This is a genomic window from Trinickia symbiotica, assembly GCF_002934455.1.
GTDB classification, from domain to species: domain Bacteria; phylum Pseudomonadota; class Gammaproteobacteria; order Burkholderiales; family Burkholderiaceae; genus Trinickia; species Trinickia symbiotica.
Map to the genome: position 1 here is coordinate 76,387 of NZ_PTIR01000008.1, position 18,470 is coordinate 94,856.

18 protein-coding genes are annotated in these 18,470 nt (G+C 63.5%); 11 read left to right on the forward strand and 7 right to left on the reverse strand.

Features of this window, described 5'->3' with window-relative positions; all coding sequences use genetic code 11:
* Window positions 1–16: 16 nt before the first annotated feature.
* From B0G57_RS13550 to B0G57_RS13560, 3 genes are all read right to left on the reverse strand, one after another.
* Window positions 17–1,267 carry a phosphatidylserine decarboxylase family protein gene (locus tag B0G57_RS13550; RefSeq protein WP_026230269.1) on the reverse strand — a complete coding sequence of 417 codons (1,251 nt, stop codon included), beginning with the start codon at window positions 1,265–1,267 and terminating at the stop codon, window positions 17–19.
* Window positions 1,268–1,336: 69 nt separating this feature from the next.
* Window positions 1,337–1,741: a response regulator transcription factor gene (locus B0G57_RS13555; protein ID WP_018443907.1), complete on the reverse strand. Its 405-nt coding sequence runs from the start codon at window positions 1,739–1,741 to the stop codon at window positions 1,337–1,339.
* A gap of 100 nt (window positions 1,742–1,841) precedes the next feature.
* The gene (locus B0G57_RS13560) at window positions 1,842–2,690 is read right to left on the reverse strand and encodes a MipA/OmpV family protein (protein ID WP_018443908.1); all 849 of its coding nucleotides are present in this window, start codon (window positions 2,688–2,690) and stop codon (window positions 1,842–1,844) included.
* A gap of 184 nt (window positions 2,691–2,874) precedes the next feature.
* On the opposite strand from B0G57_RS13560, the gene B0G57_RS13565 reads away from it, so the two are divergent.
* Both B0G57_RS13565 and B0G57_RS13570 read left to right on the forward strand, forming a co-directional pair.
* Entirely contained in the window at window positions 2,875–3,330 is a 456-nt protein-coding gene (locus B0G57_RS13565) for a response regulator (protein WP_026230270.1), read from the forward strand.
* Window positions 3,331–3,444: 114 nt separating this feature from the next.
* A complete protein-coding gene (locus B0G57_RS13570; protein ID WP_018443910.1) occupies window positions 3,445–3,993 on the forward strand; it encodes a hypothetical protein in 549 nt (182 codons plus the stop codon).
* A 21-nt stretch (window positions 3,994–4,014) separates the two neighbouring features.
* Here the strand turns inward: B0G57_RS13570 and B0G57_RS13575 are convergent, their stop codons facing one another.
* Both B0G57_RS13575 and B0G57_RS13580 read right to left on the reverse strand, forming a co-directional pair.
* Window positions 4,015–5,349, reverse strand: coding sequence for a cation:proton antiporter domain-containing protein (locus B0G57_RS13575; protein WP_018443911.1), 1,335 nt, complete (start codon window positions 5,347–5,349; stop codon window positions 4,015–4,017).
* A gap of 24 nt (window positions 5,350–5,373) precedes the next feature.
* The gene (locus tag B0G57_RS13580) at window positions 5,374–5,766 is read right to left on the reverse strand and encodes a DUF3175 domain-containing protein (protein ID WP_026230271.1); all 393 of its coding nucleotides are present in this window, start codon (window positions 5,764–5,766) and stop codon (window positions 5,374–5,376) included.
* A gap of 219 nt (window positions 5,767–5,985) precedes the next feature.
* Here B0G57_RS13580 and B0G57_RS13585 point away from each other — a divergent pair, with 219 nt between their 5' ends.
* From B0G57_RS13585 to B0G57_RS13615, 7 genes are all read left to right on the forward strand, one after another.
* Window positions 5,986–6,543 (forward strand): ferritin-like domain-containing protein, encoded by a 558-nt coding sequence (locus tag B0G57_RS13585; protein WP_018443913.1) that lies wholly within the window; start codon window positions 5,986–5,988, stop codon window positions 6,541–6,543.
* Between the two features lie 125 nt (window positions 6,544–6,668).
* Window positions 6,669–7,223, forward strand: coding sequence for a type 1 glutamine amidotransferase domain-containing protein (locus tag B0G57_RS13590; RefSeq protein WP_018443914.1), 555 nt, complete (start codon window positions 6,669–6,671; stop codon window positions 7,221–7,223).
* Between the two features lie 72 nt (window positions 7,224–7,295).
* Window positions 7,296–7,913 carry a hypothetical protein gene (locus tag B0G57_RS13595; protein ID WP_018443915.1) on the forward strand — a complete coding sequence of 206 codons (618 nt, stop codon included), beginning with the start codon at window positions 7,296–7,298 and terminating at the stop codon, window positions 7,911–7,913.
* Window positions 7,914–8,106: 193 nt separating this feature from the next.
* A complete protein-coding gene (locus tag B0G57_RS13600; protein ID WP_018443916.1) occupies window positions 8,107–8,265 on the forward strand; it encodes a DUF1328 domain-containing protein in 159 nt (52 codons plus the stop codon).
* Between the two features lie 160 nt (window positions 8,266–8,425).
* The gene (gene ku / locus B0G57_RS13605) at window positions 8,426–9,244 is read left to right on the forward strand and encodes a non-homologous end joining protein Ku (RefSeq protein WP_018443918.1); all 819 of its coding nucleotides are present in this window, start codon (window positions 8,426–8,428) and stop codon (window positions 9,242–9,244) included.
* Window positions 9,245–9,281: 37 nt separating this feature from the next.
* A complete protein-coding gene (gene ligD, locus B0G57_RS13610; protein ID WP_018443919.1) occupies window positions 9,282–12,038 on the forward strand; it encodes a DNA ligase D in 2,757 nt (918 codons plus the stop codon).
* A gap of 122 nt (window positions 12,039–12,160) precedes the next feature.
* Window positions 12,161–13,954 carry a thiamine pyrophosphate-requiring protein gene (locus B0G57_RS13615; RefSeq protein ID WP_018443920.1) on the forward strand — a complete coding sequence of 598 codons (1,794 nt, stop codon included), beginning with the start codon at window positions 12,161–12,163 and terminating at the stop codon, window positions 13,952–13,954.
* A gap of 135 nt (window positions 13,955–14,089) precedes the next feature.
* On the opposite strand, the gene B0G57_RS13620 is transcribed toward B0G57_RS13615, so the two are convergent.
* Entirely contained in the window at window positions 14,090–15,097 is a 1,008-nt protein-coding gene (locus tag B0G57_RS13620; RefSeq protein WP_020566567.1) for an SDR family oxidoreductase, read from the reverse strand.
* Between the two features lie 249 nt (window positions 15,098–15,346).
* Here B0G57_RS13620 and B0G57_RS13625 point away from each other — a divergent pair, with 249 nt between their 5' ends.
* Together B0G57_RS13625 and cydB are read left to right on the forward strand one after the other, a co-directional pair.
* On the forward strand, window positions 15,347–16,786 hold the full coding sequence (locus B0G57_RS13625; protein ID WP_018443922.1) for a cytochrome ubiquinol oxidase subunit I: 1,440 nt from the start codon (window positions 15,347–15,349) through the stop codon (window positions 16,784–16,786).
* The gene (cydB, locus tag B0G57_RS13630; protein ID WP_018443923.1) at window positions 16,773–17,786 is read left to right on the forward strand and encodes a cytochrome d ubiquinol oxidase subunit II; all 1,014 of its coding nucleotides are present in this window, start codon (window positions 16,773–16,775) and stop codon (window positions 17,784–17,786) included. Before B0G57_RS13625 ends, cydB begins: the two co-directional genes overlap by 14 nt.
* Before the next feature lie 70 nt (window positions 17,787–17,856).
* Here the strand turns inward: cydB and B0G57_RS13635 are convergent, their stop codons facing one another.
* On the reverse strand, window positions 17,857–18,438 hold the full coding sequence (locus B0G57_RS13635) for a DUF3005 domain-containing protein (protein WP_018443924.1): 582 nt from the start codon (window positions 18,436–18,438) through the stop codon (window positions 17,857–17,859).
* Window positions 18,439–18,470: the final 32 nt, after the last annotated feature.

Below are 18,470 nucleotides of genomic sequence, written 5' to 3' on the forward strand. Positions count from 1 at the left end.
CGGCTCTCGCGGCGCGCTATCGTGCCTGCGCGACCGGCGCGTTCACGTGGACCGGCTTCGCCTTGCCGCCGGAGTGCGGCGTGACGAGGAAGCGCTCGATGACGTCCGCCTTGAAGACGAGGCAATACGTCGAGCCGCCGTATTGGAAGAAGCCGAGTTCATCGCCCTTGCGGACATGTTGACCCGGCATGACGTCGATGATGCACGACGATACCTCCGCCATACCGATGAAGACGCAACCGACTTCCCCGATCTCGGGGACGTCGCAATCGATGACGATGACGGCGCGCGTGGCGATCGACGTCGTATAGCCTTGCGAATCGTTGAGGCCGTTCGGGTCCGGGCCTTCCGCTTCGAGCGCGGAATAGTAGCTGCCGTCGACGAGGTATGCCTTCGTAATGGTGCCGCTGACGGGCGCGTGCCAGCGATGGTAGTTGTATGCGCTCAGAAACGCCTGGTAGACGGAGCCTCCCGCGAAGCGCTGCGCGAGTTCGCGTTGGCTCGGGGTGAACATTTCCTGCAGCGAATACGGCTGCGACTTGATCCAAAAGCGATCATGGATGTTCGCCCCGCCGCTGATCGCGTAAGGCGACGCCTCGCAGGCGCTGACGATGAGCTTCTCGTCGTCCGGGCTCGCGACCGGGCGCGCGCCCGATTTGAACTGACGCGTGAAAAACGCGTTCCATGAGGCGAAACCCCAGTGAGGTTGATCAGGACTGCATACGAATTGATCGATGCCGACTTTCTCGGTGGCTTCCCGGCTGAACCAGCCGTCCGGCGGGCGCTCGTGCAGATGCATGCGCGAATGAGGCCCGCACAGGAAGCCGCACCATGCGTTGAGGACACGTTTCAGTTGCAGGTTGAGCGCCGGATCGCGAAAGAACGCGTAGCCGCTCGGCATGCACATCGGCCACTCGAGCACGGCGTTGAGCGGACAATGGACGAGGCTCGAGTCGCTGAACGGCGGCGCGTACGTCATCAGGTAATCGATGATGGCGATGAGTTCGTCGATCGTCGAGTGGCCGAGCCGGTAGCCTGCCGCGATGGCATCGTCGATGGCGCGGACGAGATTCATCCGCAATACCGCGTCGTTCTGAATCAGCGTCGCGAGATCTCGCACCACCTCGGCACGAGGTGCGTTACGTGCCCGATCGCGCGCGCGGCGGGCCAAGTCCTCCCTAAATGCGCCGACCTGATCTTCGGCTTGCGGCAGCCAGCCGCCAAGTCGCCGCCGTTCGCCAACCGGTGCATCGGTCCCGTCTGCCATCTGCAAGCTCCGTTCGTTGCGCGTCGTTCGCCGCGAACGCGCAAATAGCTTGCCCGGGGGACTTCGCGGCTACGTCGGGCGCTTTCCCGCCGCGATGTCGAGAATCGCTTCGCGCAGGCGAAACGCTTCTCCCGCTTTATCGAGCACGTAGCGTGCGCCGAGATCGAAACAAGCCTGCCGTATCTGCGGATAAACGAGGTTGCTCAATACGACCGCGACCGCGGACGGCGCACGGTCATGCAGCGACTCGAGTACAGTGAGACCGCTCGTGCCAGACTTGAGCTGCAGATCGACGACGACTACATCAGGTTGGGTCGCACCGATCACATCGAGCGCATCATCGGGATTGTCGGCGGTGCCGACGATTGTCGCGCCCGGGATCGTCAGCACCCATTGCTCGAGTTGCGCACGGATGGGTGCATAGTCCTCGACAAGGAGCACTTTGACGACGGAGATGGGCGAAGGCGAATTCATGGCGCGAGTGTGGTGCAAAGCGCCATGAATTGAAATCGGCGGCGGACGCGATTGCTGTGCGATTTCGTGAGGCGTTGTCGGATACCGCCTACATCGACCGTCAGAATTCATATTCGACCGAGAAGTCGAGGGCCGTTTCCCCTGCCTTCTGCGTCAGCGGACTGCGCGCGGCCGATCCGAACAGCTGCTGGAAGGCCGCGTTGCCGGTGACATACCAGTGCTTGGCCGGCATCCAGGTCGCCGCGACGCCGAGGCCCGCGGACTTGACGCCCGCGGACGCATGGTACGGCGCGTAGCCTGAGCGCGCCGATTGCGCGGCGTTGATGCCGAACCAGCTGTTCATGTAGCGGCCGTCGGCGAACTCGACGGTCGGGCCCGCGAACCACGTGAATTTCTCGGAGCTGCCGGGCATCGGAAGGTAGGCGCCGAGGTCGCCCACCCATCCGTCGTCGCCGCCGATGTCGCGCCGCAAATCCGCCCGCAAGACGAGCGGAAACGATTTCGACACGACATATTCGCCGAACAAGTGAGCGGATGGCGCCGGATTGATGTTGTTCATGCCGTGCAAATGATCGATGTCGTCGGCCGCGCGTCTGCCCAGATCGTAGGAAATCGCGATGCCCGCACGCCAGTTCGGCCCCCTCAGCACGTTGACGCCGAGGCCCTCTCCGGTCGAGAGAAAAAAGAGGTCGCGGTAGCGAATGTCGATAGTTGGGCCGGCGACCACGACGTAGCTGTCCGCGCCGTCATAACGCGGCTGGAAACTCACGGATGGCCCGATTCTGATGCGCCACTTCGGAAGATCCGGCTCGAACATCTGCTCCAGGGTGATGCCAGCCGAGTACTGCCATTGAGCGAGGGGCGAGGGCGTCTGCGCGTGCGCCGGCGCCAGTGTTGCGCCCAGCAGGCCGGCGAGGGCGACGCGCGCTACCGTGGTTGAGGTCGGCATGAGCTTTCCTTCTTCGATTTTGCTGGTGGATTACCGGGTCGCTGAAATCGGCCCTTCGGTTCCGACATCAATCGTGCCAGAACCGACAGCAATGCGCATGCCGTTTCGGTTCCGGATCAGGCGGGTTCGTATTTTGCATTGCAATATACCCGTGCCTCACAGACCCTGCACCGTGGAGCTCCAGTTGAACGACTCTTCTGACGGCGAAGCCAATCAAGACGTCGTATTGTGGCGGACGTTCCGGCCGGCGATGGCCGATCATCGTCGCGTACTGGTCGTCGACGACTACCGCGATGCTGCCGAGGCGTTGCAACTTTTGCTCGATGCTGACGGCTTCGAATGCCGGGCGACGAGCGACCCGCTCGACGCATGCGCGATCGCGCGAGAATGGCAGCCGTTTGCCGCCTTGCTCGACATCGCGATGCCCGGGCTCGACGGGCTCGAACTCGCGCGCCGGTTGCGCGCCGATCCGATCACGGCGGAAATCGTCCTCATCGCGTGCAGCGGCTATGCGTCCTCACACGACCGACGTCGTGCTCGCGAAGCCGGCTTCGACGCGCATTGCGCCAAGCCGCTGACGCCAGAGCTCATCCTGCGCGTCCTCGAGTTCGCGACCCAGGGGCGCGCCGATCACCATTGAGCCCGGTTGCCAAAAGCGCGACGAGCGTGATCAAATCGGGCGGGATCGAGTCGCGCGAATCGTGAGGTTCTAGCTAGCCGCTCGCGCGACTCGCCGTTCCGGGGGCCGACACCGATGAGTCCAACAACGCCGAAGAGCCGCCGCCGCGTCGGGTTCACGTTTGCTCTGCTGTCGCTGCTTGCATGGGGTTGCGCACGAGCCGAAGACCCGCGAGTCAATCGCGGGGGCGATCCTTTCTTTCAGATTTCGCACGCGCTTGGCCGTTGTCCGGCGCCGCTCGGGCCGCTCGAGACGGAGGAGGAGTGGCTTGCCCAGAGTCACTACCGGATCGAGCGCGGCAACAGCTGTTGGTGGGAAGGCCGATGCCGGCTGCCCAACAGCTATCTTTACGACAAGGAAATCGCCGATTCGGTCAAAAGGCGGCTTTCGTTCATCGCGCCTTCCACTCACTGGAAGGAGGGCACGACGCTGTGGCTGACGCTGCAGCGCCGTTTCATCGTCGTTCAAGGCTGCGTGACGCCCGGCTTCGACAAACAGGCGTTCCTGGCCGAGCTTGCAAAAACGGCGGACGTGGAGCGCGTGATCGACGAAACGACGAGCGACCCGAAGGCACCGCCCGCCTACGGCACGTTGGCGAATCCGACTGCGCCCGTGAATGAATGATCGAAAGTCTGGGCTCGACATTCAGTCGCGCTTCACCGCTTCCTCGTGCATGCGGTAACGGCGATACCGCCGCATCAGCGGTGTGGCCGATACGCCGTGGACGAGCACCGAAGCCGTCACGATGGCGAGGGCGATCGGAGCGAGCGCTTTGACATCGCTGCTTGGGTTCTTCTCGAGCGCATCGGCGAGATAGTAGACGGTGCCTACGCCGCGGATCCCGAACCAGCTCATCAGTCCGCGCTCTTTGCGCGAAGCGTGAGATCCGAGCAGCGACAACTCGACCGTGACGGGCCGCACCACGAGGAACAATACGAGGAAGAGCGCGACGTTGCTCCAGGTCAAAAGCGATCCGTTCAGCGTCGCGAGCAGACTGCCCACGACGATCATCATGGCCATCTCGACCATCCGCTCGACTTCGACCGTGAAGCGCAGCACCGTCTCGGCCATGTAAGCGTGCGCGCTTTCGGGGTCGGCGGCGGTGGCGGCCACGTCGGCCGGATCGATCGATCCGATCGCGGCTTGCGGCGTTCGTTCGCCCGTCGCCCGATGCTCGACTCGGCGCATGGCCACACCGGCCGCGAATGCCGCGAGGAACCCGAAGGCATGCGCGAGCTGCGCGGCCCCGTACGACAATTCGATCAGCCCCAGCGCAAAGAATCCTTCGAGGCCAAGCGCTTGCGAGTGCTTCGTGCGCAGCCAGGTCACCGCATGCGTCGTGGCGAAGCCGAAAATGCCGCCGATCGCGATGCCGCCCAAGAGCCCCCAGAGCGTTTCGCCGGCTAGCGCGAACACCTGTCCCCTGCTTGGATGGGCGAGCGAGCCCGCGCAGAGCATCAGTGCGATGATGGTGAAGGGCTGAGCGATTCCGTCGTTGAGGCCGCCCTCGCCCGATAGCGCGAACCGGACGGTATCGAGATCGTTTGCGTCGCGCACCTGCACATCGTGAGCGAGCACGGGGTCGGTGGGCGACAGCATGGCCGCCAGAAGCAGGGCCAGCGGCCACGACAGACCGAGGACCCATACGCCGGCGATGACGATCATCGGGATCGTGATCGCCATGCCGAGCAAACCGAGACGCAGCGGGAGCGTCCAAAGTCTATCGGACAGCGGCAGCCGCAGCCGCAAGCCGATGGCGAACAGCGACGCAAGCAGTGCAATTTCGCTGAGCACGCGCACGAGATGCGCATCGCGGACGATATCGAGCGAGAGCATGCCGGCCCCGGCGGGGCCGAGGGCGAACCCCGCGGCCATGTAGAGCATCGCGCCCGTCAGCGGCAATCGCTTGACGAACGAGCTCGCGACGCCCATCGCGACGCATATCCCGCCGACGACGAGGAACCAGATGGCTTCGTGCATGCGGTATACCGCGTGGACCGCGCGTTACTTGGGACGGCCGAACGCTTCGCGCAACTTGCCCTTGGCGTTTTCGAGCACTTTGCGCTGAGATTTCGGCAAGTTTCTCCCCGCGCGATTGACGTAGAAATTCAGCATCGACATGGCCGACTGGAACGGCGTGCCGCGGCGCCTGCGGCTCGCGAGCGACGAGCGCTTGAGCGATTGAGCGATTTCGTCGGCGTTGCCCGACTTGAAGATGCCCGGCTCGAGATCGAGCGCGTCGCTCTTTTGCATGACCTCGTGCGACCAGCGACGTGGCTTGCCGCCGCTTTTAGCGGACTCCTTGTTCTTGCTCGCACTGGCCTGCTCATGGCGTTGGCGCGGGGGCCGGCCCGAGCGATGACGCGTCGACGCGTGCGGGGTGGAGCTGCGAGTCATCAGTATCCCTTTCTGACAAACGGAATGAATGAGTGGATGTAGCAAATGAATGGAAGCTTCGATGCAACGTGCGTGCCCGGGTCCGCCGCACCGGCGCTTGGCTCATTCGCGCGGACTGGCACGTTAGATGCCTGGACCCATTGATGGTGCGGCGCACGAGCGTGCCGCGCCCGACGCTGCCGATGTTTCACTTTCTGTATGTAAACCGATGGAGGGATCATGGCTAATCAACAACCGTTCTTGACCGACGTCAAAGAGATTCGCAAGCGGGCCCGCGAGCATATCGACGAGGGCGCGGTGACGGCAGGCTACAAGGCGGACCGCGACACCGTCGTGAAGCTGCTCAACGATGCGTTGGCTACCGAGATCGTCTGCACGCTGCGCTATCGGCGCCACTATTTCATGGCGAAGGGCATCGATTCGAAGAGCGTCGCCGACGAATTCCTGGAGCATGCGAACGAGGAGCTGGAGCATTCCGATTTGCTCGCCGAACGGATCGTGCAATTGGGCGGCGAGCCGAACTTCTCGCCGGATGGGCTGCTGACGCGCAGCCATGCTGAATACGTCGAAGGCACGTCGCTCGCCGACATGATCAAGGAAGACCTCGTGGCCGAGCGCGTGGCGATCGATAGCTATCGAGAGATCGTCGAGTATCTCGGCGACAAGGATCCGACGTCGCGCCGCGTGATGGAAACGATCCTCGCGCAGGAAGAGGAGCATGCCGACGATATGGCCGATCTGCTCGCTGGATTGCCGGCGGAGCGCAAGGCGAAATGACGAACGAGGCAGAGGCTGTGCGGGGCGCCAGGCTGGGCACCACGCTTGCTGACTCGGTTCGGAGGACGAGAATGATTCAGTATTTCTGATTCAGTATTTCGTCACTTGTTCGAGGAGTTCGACTCATGACTAAGAAGCTGGAAGGGTGCAAGATCGCGATCCTGGCGACGGACGGATTCGAGGAAGCGGAACTCGTCGAGCCGAAGCGGGCGTTGACGGAAGCCGGCGCGATGGTGCATGTGATATCGAAAAAGCCCGGCCAGATCCAGGGCTTTCGCCATACGGACCGTGGGGGCATGGTGACCGTCGACGCGACCTTCGACCAGGTTCGCCCGGACGACTATGACGCGGTCGTGCTGCCGGGCGGCGTGGTGAACGGCGACGCGATGCGCACGATACCCGAAGCGCAAGCGTTCGTGCGCGAGATCGATGCCGCGCATAAGACGGTTGCCGTGATTTGCCACGGCGGCTGGTTGCCCATTTCGGCCGGCATCGTGAAGGGCCATACGATGACGAGTTGGCCGAGCTTGCAAGACGACTTGCGGAACGCGGGGGCGAGCTGGGTCGATGAAGAAGTCGTCCAGGACGACAATCTCATCACGAGCCGCAAGCCCTCCGACATTCCCGCGTTCAACAGGAAGATCATAGAGTCCCTGGAGCAGCGAGGACACGCGGGTTGAACGAACTAATGCCCGCCCGGCGCTTCCTGGCTGCGGTTTGAAATCGACGAGCAAAGAGCAGGAGGACATGTCATGTCGCTGATCGTGGCTGGCCGGTTCACGACGTTCGCCGACGCGCAAGCGGCGGCCCGGCGCATCTTCGAGAACGGCTTCATCGAAGAGGACGTCACGCTCTTCTTCGTCAATCCGCGCGGCCAGCATGCGCGGTATCCGGTCGGCGGCGACGAGTATGCCGACCCGCAGGCCGCGCGTGCCTCCGTCGGTGCGGGCAAGGGCGGGCTGATCGGCGGCGTGTTGGGCGCCATCATCGGGGTCGCGCTGTTCGGCGTGATGTCCGCGCCGTTTCTGGTGCTTGCCGTGGCGGCGGGGATCGGCGCCTATGTCGGTTCGCTGATCGGTGCGATGACGCATACGGCGGGTGGCGGAAAGGTGCCCGATCATGCGGTGCCTCACGAGTCGCGCGATTCGGGCGTGCTGCTCGCCGTACACGTGAATCCGGACAACCAGCAGACAGCGGCGCGCGTGCTTCGCGAGGCCGGAAGCCTCGAGATCGAACGCGCACACGGGCGCTGGCAGGACGGCCGTTGGGCCGATTTCGATCCGACGAAGGACGTCGAGCCGATCGACGCGGCGGGCAGCGGCGCCGGCCCCGCCCCCGCCCCTCGGCAAGAGCCGCGCGCGAATCGGTAGATGCTTTCGCCCGATGGAGCGGGCGCGAGGCCGCGACAGATTAGCCGCCGAGTGGCGGCGCGTGCCGCGAATCCGACGGGCACGAGCCTTGCAGACCTGATTGTTGTTGCTGCCGAGAATGCCGCCAGTCGGTTGCGCCGCCCATGAAGCAGCAACGCTACTGGTGCGCCGCACTTCAACCCAGGAGGAAGACATGCTTCGATACGCCGTCATCTTTTTCATCGTCGCGCTCATCGCCGCCGTGTTCGGCTTTACGGGCATTGCCGCCGGCGCCGCCGAGATCGCGAAGATACTGTTCTTCATTTTCCTCGTCATTTTCCTCGCGACGCTGTTGATTGGTGTCTTCCGATGACGTTCGGGCCACGGCCGGCCGCGCAGGTGAAAGCGGCCGGCCCATCGCCGGACCCGTCGATCGAATGGTGGGTGCTCAACCGTTCCATGCGTTGGCGCATTTGATGCATTAACCTTCAGTTGCCTGTTGCGTGAACAGGTACCGATGAGAAGGAGCCGCCATGTCACGCATTATCTGGAAAGGGGCGATCAGTTTCGGCCTCGTCAACGTGCCGGTGCAATTGCATCCCGCAACGCGCCCCGAGCGCACGAGCTTCAATCTGATCGACAAGGAAACAGCCGACCCGGTCGGCTATAAGCAGATCAATAAGCGCACTGGAAAAGAGGTGAAGCGCGAGAACATCGTGCGTGGCTTCGAGTACGAGAAGGGCCACTACGTGTTACTTGCCGACGAGGAAATCCGCGCGGCGAGCCCTGAATCGACGCAGACGATCGATATTCTTTCGTTCGTCGAAGCCTATACGGTCTCCTTTCTCTATCTGGACACCCCTTATTACCTGGTGCCCGAGCGCCAGGGCAAGAAGGCCTATGCGCTGTTGCGCGAAGCGCTGGCGCAATCGGGGAAGATCGGCATCGCCAATGTGGTGCTGCACAACAAGCAGCATCTGGCCGCGCTGATTCCAGCGGGGCCCATCCTCGCGTTGAACACGCTGCGGTGGGGAGGCGAGGTTCTGCCCATCGACGATCTCTCGGTGCCGCCGGAAGACGCCAAGACGGCGGGCGTATCCGAGCGTGAAATCGACATGGCAAAAAAGCTCATCGAGGACATGACCGAAACATGGAATCCCTCCGAATACCATGACACGTTTCGAGAGGACATCCTGGCCCTCGTCGACAAAAAGGTGCGCGAGGGTAAGACCAGCGAGATCAGCGAGGGTGCCAAGGCGCCGGCACGCACGCGCGCCACGGCCGACGTCGTCGATTTGTCGGAACTGCTCAAGCGCAGCCTCGGGCGCGGCAAGGGCAAGCATGCTGCCTGAGCGCGGGTAAGCCAATCGAACGAGCGGAGCGGCGACGATGTCGGACAAACTCGAAACCTACCGGAAAAAGCGGCGCTTCGACGACACGCCGGAGCCATCCGGCGCGCGCTCCGCGCGGCGCGGCCGAGGGGATTCCGCACCGAAGCATGCCCCCGGCGCGCTTTCTTACGTGATCCAGGAGCACCACGCGAGGCGCCTGCATTACGATTTTCGGCTGGAACTGGATGGCACGCTGCGATCGTGGGCGATCCCCAAGGGGCCGAGTCTCGACCCGTCGGTGAAGCGGCTCGCGGTCCATGTCGAAGATCACCCGCTCGAATACGGCTCGTTCGAAGGTGAGATACCGCAGGGCAACTACGGCGCCGGTACCGTGATCGTCTGGGATCGCGGTACATGGGAGCCAGTCGGCGGTGTGGAGCAAGCGCGCAAGGACTATGAAGCCGGCAAGCTGAAATTCTGGCTGGACGGCAAGAAGCTCCACGGCGGCTGGGCCCTCGTGAGGAGCGGCATGCGAGGCAGCGGCGACAAGGAGCAATGGCTACTGATCAAAGAGCGCGACGAAGAAGCGCGTGGCGAGGCGGAGTTCGACGTCGTTGCCGAGCGCCCCGGCAGCGTTTTGGGGCAGCCGCGTGCGCGCGCGGCGCATGACGGAAAGGCCGTGACCACCCGCGCCGCGCGAGGCGCTTCCGGGCAGCTGGCGGTGCCCGCTAAAGCACCCCATGCGGGCGGGGCGAGCAGCTCTCGCCCCGACATCGTCGCGACGCGCAGCACCGATTCGCTGCGCGAGCTCGCGCAGAATCCGGCGATCGAAGGGGCCGTCAAGGCGCCGTTGCCGTCCGAGCTGAAGCCCCAGCTCGCCACGCTGGTCGATTCGCCTCCGCATGGCGACGATTGGACTTACGAGATCAAGTTCGACGGCTACCGGGTGCTTGCGCGCATCGATCGGCGCGACAAAAAGCCAGTGCGGATCTTCACGCGCAACGGACTCGACTGGACGGCGAAATTCGGTAAGCAGTCCGAAGCGCTGGCCGCGATCGGCGTCGATACGGCGTGGATCGATGGGGAGGCCACTGTCCTCGACGAGCGCGGCGTGCCGAATTTTCAGGCATTGCAGAATGCGTTCGATGCGAGACAACCTCAGCAGATCTCGTTCTTTCTTTTCGACCTGCCTTATCTGAACGGGTATGACTTGCGCAAGGTCCCGCTCGTGCAGCGGCGCGCGCTGCTGCGCGCGTTGATGGAGAGCGTCGAGAGCGATACCGTCCGCTTCTCCGAAGACTTCGCGCTCGATGCCGGCGACATGCTGCAGAGCGCCTGCGATATGGGACTCGAAGGGATCATCGGCAAGCAGCGCGACAGTCACTATGTATCGAGGCGCAGCGGCAGTTGGGTGAAGCTGCGCTGCCGCCGTCGGCAAGAGTTCGTCATCGGCGGATATAGCGAGCCGTCGGGAAGCCGTTCGGGCTTCGGTGCGTTGCTGCTCGGTGTCTACGACAAACAGGGGAACCTGAAATATGCCGGACGCGTCGGCACCGGGTTCGACACCTCCACGCTTGCCGCGGTGAAGAAGGAGCTCGACGCGCGCGAGGCCAAGCAGATGCCGTTCGCCGAAGTACCGCGTGAGCGCAGCCGCACCCGCGTTCATTGGGTGCGGCCCGAACTCGTGGCCGAGTGCAATTTCTCGGAATGGACGAGCGAGGGAATCGTACGCCAAGCCTCGTTCATCAGCTTGCGCAGCGACAAGCCCGCGCACGACATCGTGCAGGAAAGCCCGCGCAAAGGGGACGATATGAGCGGTCAAGCCACGAACGACGAGGCGTCGCCGGAGCCGTCCGGGCGCAAGGCTGCATCGACTCGCCGCAAGGCAGAGGGCGGCGGCGCGCGCAAAAAGGCCGCAGCCGAAGAAACGATTGCCGGCGTGCGGATCTCGCATCCAGATAGAGTCATGGACAAATCGACGGATACTCGCAAGATCGACCTCGTCCATTACTTCGAATCGGTTGCGCAATGGATCCTTCCGCACTTGAAGGACCGCCCGCTCGCGCTCGTGCGCGCGCCAGAGGGCATCGACGGGGAGCTGTTCTTCCAAAAGCACACGAGCCGGCTCGAAATTCCGTTCGTCACGCAGCACGAAGGTCTCGATCCGGGCCATCCGCCGCTCTTGACGATCGACAACCTGCAGGCGCTGATCGGCGTGGCGCAGATGGGGACCGTCGAGCTTCATACCTGGAATGGCGTGGCGTCTAACCTCGAGAAGCCCGACCGGATCGTGTTCGATCTCGATCCCGATCCCGCGCTCGGTTGGGACCGCATGATAGAAGCGGCGTTGCTGACGCGATCGCTGCTCGAGGAACTCGGTCTTCGGTCCTGGTGCAAGACGAGCGGCGGCAAAGGGTTCCACGTCGTTGTGCCGATCGCGAAACAGGCCGGCTGGGATGAAGTGAAGGCGTTCGCGCAGGCCGCGGCGCAGCATATGGCATCGACGTTGCCCGATCGATTCAGCGCGAAGATGGGCGCGCAAAACCGGCGTCGCCGGATCTTCATCGACTATCTGCGCAATAACCGCGGCTCGAGCACCGTCGTCGCGTTTTCGCCGCGCGCAAGGGCCGGAATGGGGGTATCGGTGCCGCTCGGCTGGGACGAGGTCGAACAGACGACGGGTGGCGCGCAATGGAACGTCGCGAACGTCCATGAGCGGCTCGACGCGCTGAAGGAAGATCCGTGGAAAGACTATGCGCGCGTCAGGCAGCGCATCACGCGCGAGATGAGGGACAGGCTGGGAATGGAATCGTAGCCTTCAGCGGCCCGCTGTGACGCAGGGGCCGACGGACCGTCGCTGCGCACGGGCGTTTCGCGGTTCAGGCTCGGTCCTTGCACGCCTTGCATTGCTAGGCTCATCGCAATGTGGAGGCACAGATGGCGCAAACGGTAGGCGATTTCATCGTTGAAAGACTGCATCAATGGGGCGTGCGCAGGATGTACGGCTTCCCCGGAGACGGCATCAACGGGGTGTTCGGCGCGCTCAACCGAGCGGAAGGGAAAATCGAGTTCATTCAGGCCCGCCACGAGGAAATGGCGGCGTTCATGGCAAGCGCCCATGCGAAGTTCACGGGCGAGCTCGGCGTCTGCATCGCCACCTCGGGCCCGGGCGCGGCTCACCTCGTCACGGGGCTCTATGATGCCCGGCTCGACCATATGCCGGTGCTTGCCATCTGCGGACAGCAGGCGCGCGCCGGGCTCGGCGCGCACTATCAGCAGGAGATCGATATCACCTCGATGCTGAAGGATGTCGCGGGCTCGTACGTGCAGCAGGCAAGCGTTCCCATGCAGGTGCGGCATATGGTGGACCGGGCGGTGCGCATCGCGCTCGGCGAACGCCGCGTCACCGCCATCGTGCTGCCGAACGATCTTCAGGAGCTCGAATTTTCGCCGCCGCCGCGCAAGCACGGCACGGCGCATTCGGGCGTGGGCTATGCGCGTCCGCGTGTCGTGCCGCAGCCCGCCGAGCTCGCACGGGCCGCCGATGTGCTCAATGCTGGTAGTCGCGTCGCGATGCTCGTCGGCGCCGGCGCGCTGCATGCGACCGACGAGGTCATCGCGGTTGCCGAGAAGCTCGGAGCCGGCGTCGCCAAGGCGCTGCTCGGCAAGGCCGTGGTTCCCGACGAGTACCCATGGGTGACGGGATCCATCGGCTTGCTCGGCACGAAACCGAGCTGGGAGCTCATGACGAGCTGCGACACGTTCTTCATGATCGGATCCGGCTTCCCTTACTCTGAATTCCTGCCGAAGGAAGGCGAAGCGCGTGGCGTACAGATCGACATCGACCCTGGCATGCTGAGCCTGCGTTATCCGATGGAAGTGAATCTCGTTGGAGACACAGCGGAAACGCTCCGTGCGTTGCTGCCGCTGCTTGATCAGAAGACCGACGATAGCTGGCGCAAACGCATAGTCGGCTGGACCGACGACTGGTGGAAGACGCTCGACAAGCGCGCGCACCAGGCGGCGAAGGTCGGCGTCAATCCGCAATTGCCGTTTACGACGCTCTCTCCGCGCTTGCCGCATGACGTGATTCTGACGAGCGATTCGGGTTCGTGCGCGAACTGGTACGCGCGCGATCTCAAGATACAGCGCGGCATGATGTGCTCGCTTTCAGGCGGGCTCGCGTCGATGGGCGCCGCGGTGCCCTACGCGATCGCCGCGAAGTTCGCGCATCAGGGACGGCCCGTCATTGCGATGGTCGGTGACGGGGCCATGCAGATGAACAACATGGCCGAGCTCATCACCGTCGCCAAATACTGGAAGCGCTGGGCCGATCCGCGTTGGATCTGCATGGTGCTCAACAACGAAGACCTCAATCAGGTGACGTGGGAGCAACGCGTGATGGAGGGCGATCCGAAGTTCGAAGCTTCTCAGGATATTCCGAACGTGCCGTTTCACCGCTTCGCCGAGTTGATCGGCTTGAAGGGCATCTACGTCGATAGCGCGGAGGGAATCGCGTCGGCTTGGGACGAGGCGTTGGCCGCGCGCCAGCCGGTCGTGCTCGAGGTGAAGACCGATCCCGAGGTTCCGCCGCTGCCGCCTCACGTTACGCTGCAGCAGGCGCGTCACTTCGCTCGAACGCTCATGCACGGCGACCCGCAAGAGCGCCACATCATCGCCGATACCGCCAAGCAAGTGATGGCTTCGGTGCTGCCGGGCAAAAAGGAGTGATGGCCGACGATCGTGAGATGAGAACGACAAGCCCGATCGGCCGGCTTGCATGAGCAGGGGCCGGCCCAGGGCGTCGGACTCCGCCGAGGGCGAGTCCTGTGCTGCTCGCCGGCAATCTAATGGACGCTGCGCACGCTAAGGACGGCGCGTCGCCCAACGCCTCGCCATAAGTGCCACGAGTGCGAGGCCGAGCGCCGTTCCGATCGCGCCACGATGCATGTCCAGTTGCAGCGACGCGCACGTCTCTTTCGCCTCCGCATCGAAGCGACCGCGTATCCGGTGCGCGCCGTGGACCGGCTGCCACAGATCGACCGGCCGGCCGGGGGCGGGCGGTGTGTCGCGCTCCTGCGCCGCGTAAGCCTTTCGCGCGAGATAGCGATCGAGTAGACCGGGCGCGACCTTCGTCGCGAGGATAGCCTTGATGGAAGAAAGCCCGACGAACATTTCGCGGCGCCGGTGCAGCGCGGCCCAGACGATCGCGCGCGCCGCGACCTCGGGCTGATAGACGGGCGCGACGGGCCGCGGGGCGCCGGGCGTGCGACATAGGGCCCAGTCGAACTGCGGCGTGTTCAACGCCGGCATCTGCACCATTGTCACGTGTATGCCGCTTTTCTCATGCTCCAATTCACATCGCAGGGCATCGGTAAAGCCGCGAATGGCGAACTTGGCCCCGCAGTAAGCCGATTGTAGGGGGATGGCTCGATAGGCGAGCGCCGAGCCAACCTGGACGATGACCCCGCGATTGCGTGTGGTCATCCGCTTGAGTGCCGCCATCGTCCCCCAGACGTAGCCGAGATAGGTCACGTCCGTTACACGCTCGAACTCGGCCGGCGCGATGCGTGCGACCGGCGAGAATACGGTTACCATTGCGTTGTTGACCCAGACATCGATCGGGCCGAGCGAGTCTTCGACTTGCTCGGCCGCTGCATCCACGGCATCGGCCTGGCTCACGTCGATTGCAATCGGCAGCGCCTTGACCCCCAATGCGCGTGCAGCCTGGGCGGTGTCCTCGAGCGCATGCGCGTCGCGAGCGATCAGCGCGACATCGGCGCCCTCGCGTGCGAAGGCGAGCGCCGCGGCACGGCCGACGCCGGCGCTCGCGCCGGTCACGACGACGACTTTCGGCAAGGGGGAGTGCGGCATGGCAAGTCTCCTTGAAGTCGAACTTCTCCTCGACGGATGCGTTAAGCCCGCGGCGTCCGCGTCTTTTTGCATCCGTCTTCGCGTTCTCTTGCATGACGCATGCCGCGCATACCTTCTATCGATGAAGCTGTGTGCGCTGCGCGTAGCCGCCGTTTCATTGCCGGAGCCGGCGCGTGCGCACAAGCGGCATTGCCTTTGCTGCAACCCGCCTCGTGCTTTCCCTTTCGTTGTTACAACGGTCCCCTTGTCATGAGCGCACTTGTCCTTTCCCGTCTGCAGTTCGCCTGGGTCATCGCGCTTCATATCCTTTTGCCCGCATTCACCGTCGGCCTTTCGTGCTACATCGCGACGCTGGAAGTGCTATGGTGGGCGACCGGACGCGATGTCTATCGCCGGCTCTCGGTCTTCTGGCTTCGCATCTTTGCCGTGTCGTTCGGCATGGGCGTGGTATCGGGAATCGTCATGCCGTTTCAGTTCGGAACGAACTGGAGTCGCTTCTCGGCCGCGGCGTCGAGTGCCATCGGCGCGCAGATGACTTACGAGGTGCTGACGGCGTTTTTTCTCGAATCCGCATTCCTCGGCGTGTTGTTGTTCGGCCGCAAGCTCGTGCCTCAGTGGGCGCATGCGTTCTCGGCGATCTTCGTCGCGCTCGGCACGCTCATGTCTTCCTTTTGGATTCTGGCCGTCAATAGCTGGATGCAAACACCACGCGGCTTTCATATGGTCGATGGCAAGTTCGTGCCCGACAGCATGCTCGCCGTGATCTTCACGCCGTCGTTCCCTTACCGGCTCGCTCATACCGTGACTGCGTTCCTCGTGACGACGGCCTTCGTCATATTGGGCACGGGCGCGCACTATCTGCTCAAGCGCCGTGCTCCGGAAGAGAGTCGCGTCATGGTCAGCATGGCGCTCTTTTTTCTGACTGTGATGGTTCCGCTGCAGATCGCGTTAGGCGATGCGCACGGCCTCAACACGCTCAAGTACCAACCCGTGAAAATCGCCGCGATGGAAGGCCTGTGGGACACGGGCCGGCGCATACCGGCCAATCTATTCTCGATCCCCGACGACGAAGAAGAGACCAATCACTTCGAAATCTCCGTTCCCATGCTTGGCAGCATCTATCTGACACACGATCCGAACGGGCTCGTGCACGGCTTGAAGGACTGGCCGCGCGAAGACCGGCCTGTCGTGCCGATCGTCTTCTTCGCCTTTCATATCATGGTGCTGATAGCGGTATTGATGCTAGTCGTGGTGGTGTGGGGCCTGGCGCTTTGGCGCGGACGAAGGCTCTACGAGAATCGGACGTGGCTCGCGCTCGCGCGCACCGCCATGCCGATCGGATTCATCGCGGTGATCGCCGGGTGGACGACCACCGAGGCGGGCCGTCAGCCCTGGACGGTTTATGGATTGATGCGAACGGCCGATTCGGTGACGCCGTCGCTCACAACCGGCGATGTCGCGCTGTCGCTTGCGCTTTATGTCATCTGCTACATCGTGATTTTCGGCTCCGGGCTCGTCTTGATGAAGCGGCTGGTGCACATCGGCCCGACCGTGCCCGAGGAGCCGCCCGCAATCAAGCCCGAGAAGCGCGCGGCGAGGCCGCTGTCGGCCGTGGGGCGTTCGTCCGATTCGACGCGCAACGAAGCCGCGTCCGTTCCTGGCACGGGAGGCGACGATGCATCCGCTTGATCTCGTACCGCTTTGGGCGGCCATTCTCGGCTTCGGCGTGCTGATGTATATCCTGCTCGACGGGTTCGATCTCGGCGTGGGAATTCTATTCTTGCTGCGCAAGTCCGAGGCGGATCGCGACCTCATGATCGAATCCGTGTCTCCCGTCTGGGATTTCAACGAGACTTGGCTCGTGCTGGGCGGCACAGCGTTGCTCGCGGCGTTCCCGGGCGCATTTGCGATCGTCGTGCCGGCCGTCTACTTCCCGGTACTCATCATGTTGCTCGGCCTCGTCTTTCGCGGCGTGGCGTTCGAGTTTCGCGGGGTGCCCGAAGCGAACAAGGCGCTATGGAACGTCGCCTTCTGCATCGGTTCGCTGATTGCCACCTTTGCGCAAGGCGTGGTGCTCGGTATGTTCGTCGAGGGATTTCCGCAAGCGAACGGTCAATACATCGGGACGAGCTGGAACTGGATCAGGCCGTTTCCGATTTTCACGGGCCTAGGGCTCATCGCCGGCTACACACTCCAAGGCGCCACCTGGCTCATCATGAAGACCGAGCACGATTTGCAGCAGTGGGCGCGCGACGTCGCGCAGCGCGTCATGGTGCTCGTCTTCATCTTTATTGCAGCGGTGAGCCTCTGGACGCCGTTGATGAGCGCTCGCATCGAGGCGCGTTGGTTCAGCTGGCCCAACATTGCATTCTTCTCGCCGGTGCCGATCGTGACGGTGGCGCTCGCCGCGCTGCTCGTCTGGGGCGCGCGCGGCAAGCGCGAAGTGCTGCCCTTCGTCTGCTCGGTGGGACTCTTCTTCGTTTCGTTCACGGGGCTCGTGATCAGCCTTTGGCCCTACATTGCGCCGCCCTCGATGACGCTATGGGACGCGGCATCGTCGACCGTCACGCACGAGTTTCTCATGATCGGCACGGCGTTCGTGTTGCCGATCCTCATCATGTATGTGGTCTGGTCGTACTGGGTGTTCAGAGGAAAGGCGCGCGGCCATGCTGGGTATGGGCACGAATGATGATCGAGGCAGGACGGGATCGGTGAAGAACGGCTGAGACTAAGACTTCGCCGTCTTCACCTCGCGCTTGCTACTTTTTCTCGTCGCCTTCGCCTTCTTCCACGCGCTCGAGCGAAAAAACTTGCTCGCCGCGCGCGCCGTTGACGCTGTCGATATCGACGATGCCGCGCCGCTCGATGCGCCACCCTTCGCGCGTCGAGATCACTGGCATCGTGCCGCCGGCGCGTGTATCGAGGGTGACGAGACCTTCGTCCGGTATCGGCACGGAGTTCTCGGTCGTCGCGTTCGAGTAGACGATGTTGTCCTGCCACTGAGATTCCTCACGCCGGGCCTCGAGGCCCTTGCCGTCGGTATCCACGGTGTTGCCGGACGCTGCCATGCCCTTATTGTCTACGGACGCGATCCGCGCGTTTGCGCGTTCGACAGGGTCGCCGCTCTCATCCCCCGACGTTCCGTGTTCGATCGGCGGTAACGGCGCCGGATTCTTCGCGGCGACAGACTGGGGCGACGTGGAAACTTTCGTTTTGCCGAACTCGCGCGCCTGCGTCTTGGCATCGGGCGTCTCGGTGCCGGCCGCCGGCGTCTTGGCGGGACTCTTTGCGGCTATTTCATTTTGTTGCGCTTGGGTCGGGTTTTGCTCTGCATTTTGCACGATGGTTCCCCCACAATGGACTTGTGCACTCC

Coding starts and splice junctions, on each gene's coding strand:
- B0G57_RS13550 (WP_026230269.1), bottom strand. CDS start 1,267: ATGGCAGACGGGACCGATGCACCGGTTGGCGAACGGCGGCGACTTGGC.
- B0G57_RS13555 (WP_018443907.1), bottom strand. CDS start 1,741: ATGAATTCGCCTTCGCCCATCTCCGTCGTCAAAGTGCTCCTTGTCGAG.
- B0G57_RS13560 (WP_018443908.1), bottom strand. CDS start 2,690: ATGCCGACCTCAACCACGGTAGCGCGCGTCGCCCTCGCCGGCCTGCTG.
- B0G57_RS13570 (WP_018443910.1), top strand. CDS start 3,445: ATGAGTCCAACAACGCCGAAGAGCCGCCGCCGCGTCGGGTTCACGTTT.
- B0G57_RS13575 (WP_018443911.1), bottom strand. CDS start 5,349: ATGCACGAAGCCATCTGGTTCCTCGTCGTCGGCGGGATATGCGTCGCG.
- B0G57_RS13580 (WP_026230271.1), bottom strand. CDS start 5,766: ATGACTCGCAGCTCCACCCCGCACGCGTCGACGCGTCATCGCTCGGGC.
- B0G57_RS13585 (WP_018443913.1), top strand. CDS start 5,986: ATGGCTAATCAACAACCGTTCTTGACCGACGTCAAAGAGATTCGCAAG.
- B0G57_RS13590 (WP_018443914.1), top strand. CDS start 6,669: ATGACTAAGAAGCTGGAAGGGTGCAAGATCGCGATCCTGGCGACGGAC.
- B0G57_RS13595 (WP_018443915.1), top strand. CDS start 7,296: ATGTCGCTGATCGTGGCTGGCCGGTTCACGACGTTCGCCGACGCGCAA.
- B0G57_RS13600 (WP_018443916.1), top strand. CDS start 8,107: ATGCTTCGATACGCCGTCATCTTTTTCATCGTCGCGCTCATCGCCGCC.
- ku (WP_018443918.1), top strand. CDS start 8,426: ATGTCACGCATTATCTGGAAAGGGGCGATCAGTTTCGGCCTCGTCAAC.
- ligD (WP_018443919.1), top strand. CDS start 9,282: ATGTCGGACAAACTCGAAACCTACCGGAAAAAGCGGCGCTTCGACGAC.
- B0G57_RS13615 (WP_018443920.1), top strand. CDS start 12,161: ATGGCGCAAACGGTAGGCGATTTCATCGTTGAAAGACTGCATCAATGG.
- B0G57_RS13620 (WP_020566567.1), bottom strand. CDS start 15,097: ATGCCGCACTCCCCCTTGCCGAAAGTCGTCGTCGTGACCGGCGCGAGC.
- B0G57_RS13625 (WP_018443922.1), top strand. CDS start 15,347: ATGAGCGCACTTGTCCTTTCCCGTCTGCAGTTCGCCTGGGTCATCGCG.
- cydB (WP_018443923.1), top strand. CDS start 16,773: ATGCATCCGCTTGATCTCGTACCGCTTTGGGCGGCCATTCTCGGCTTC.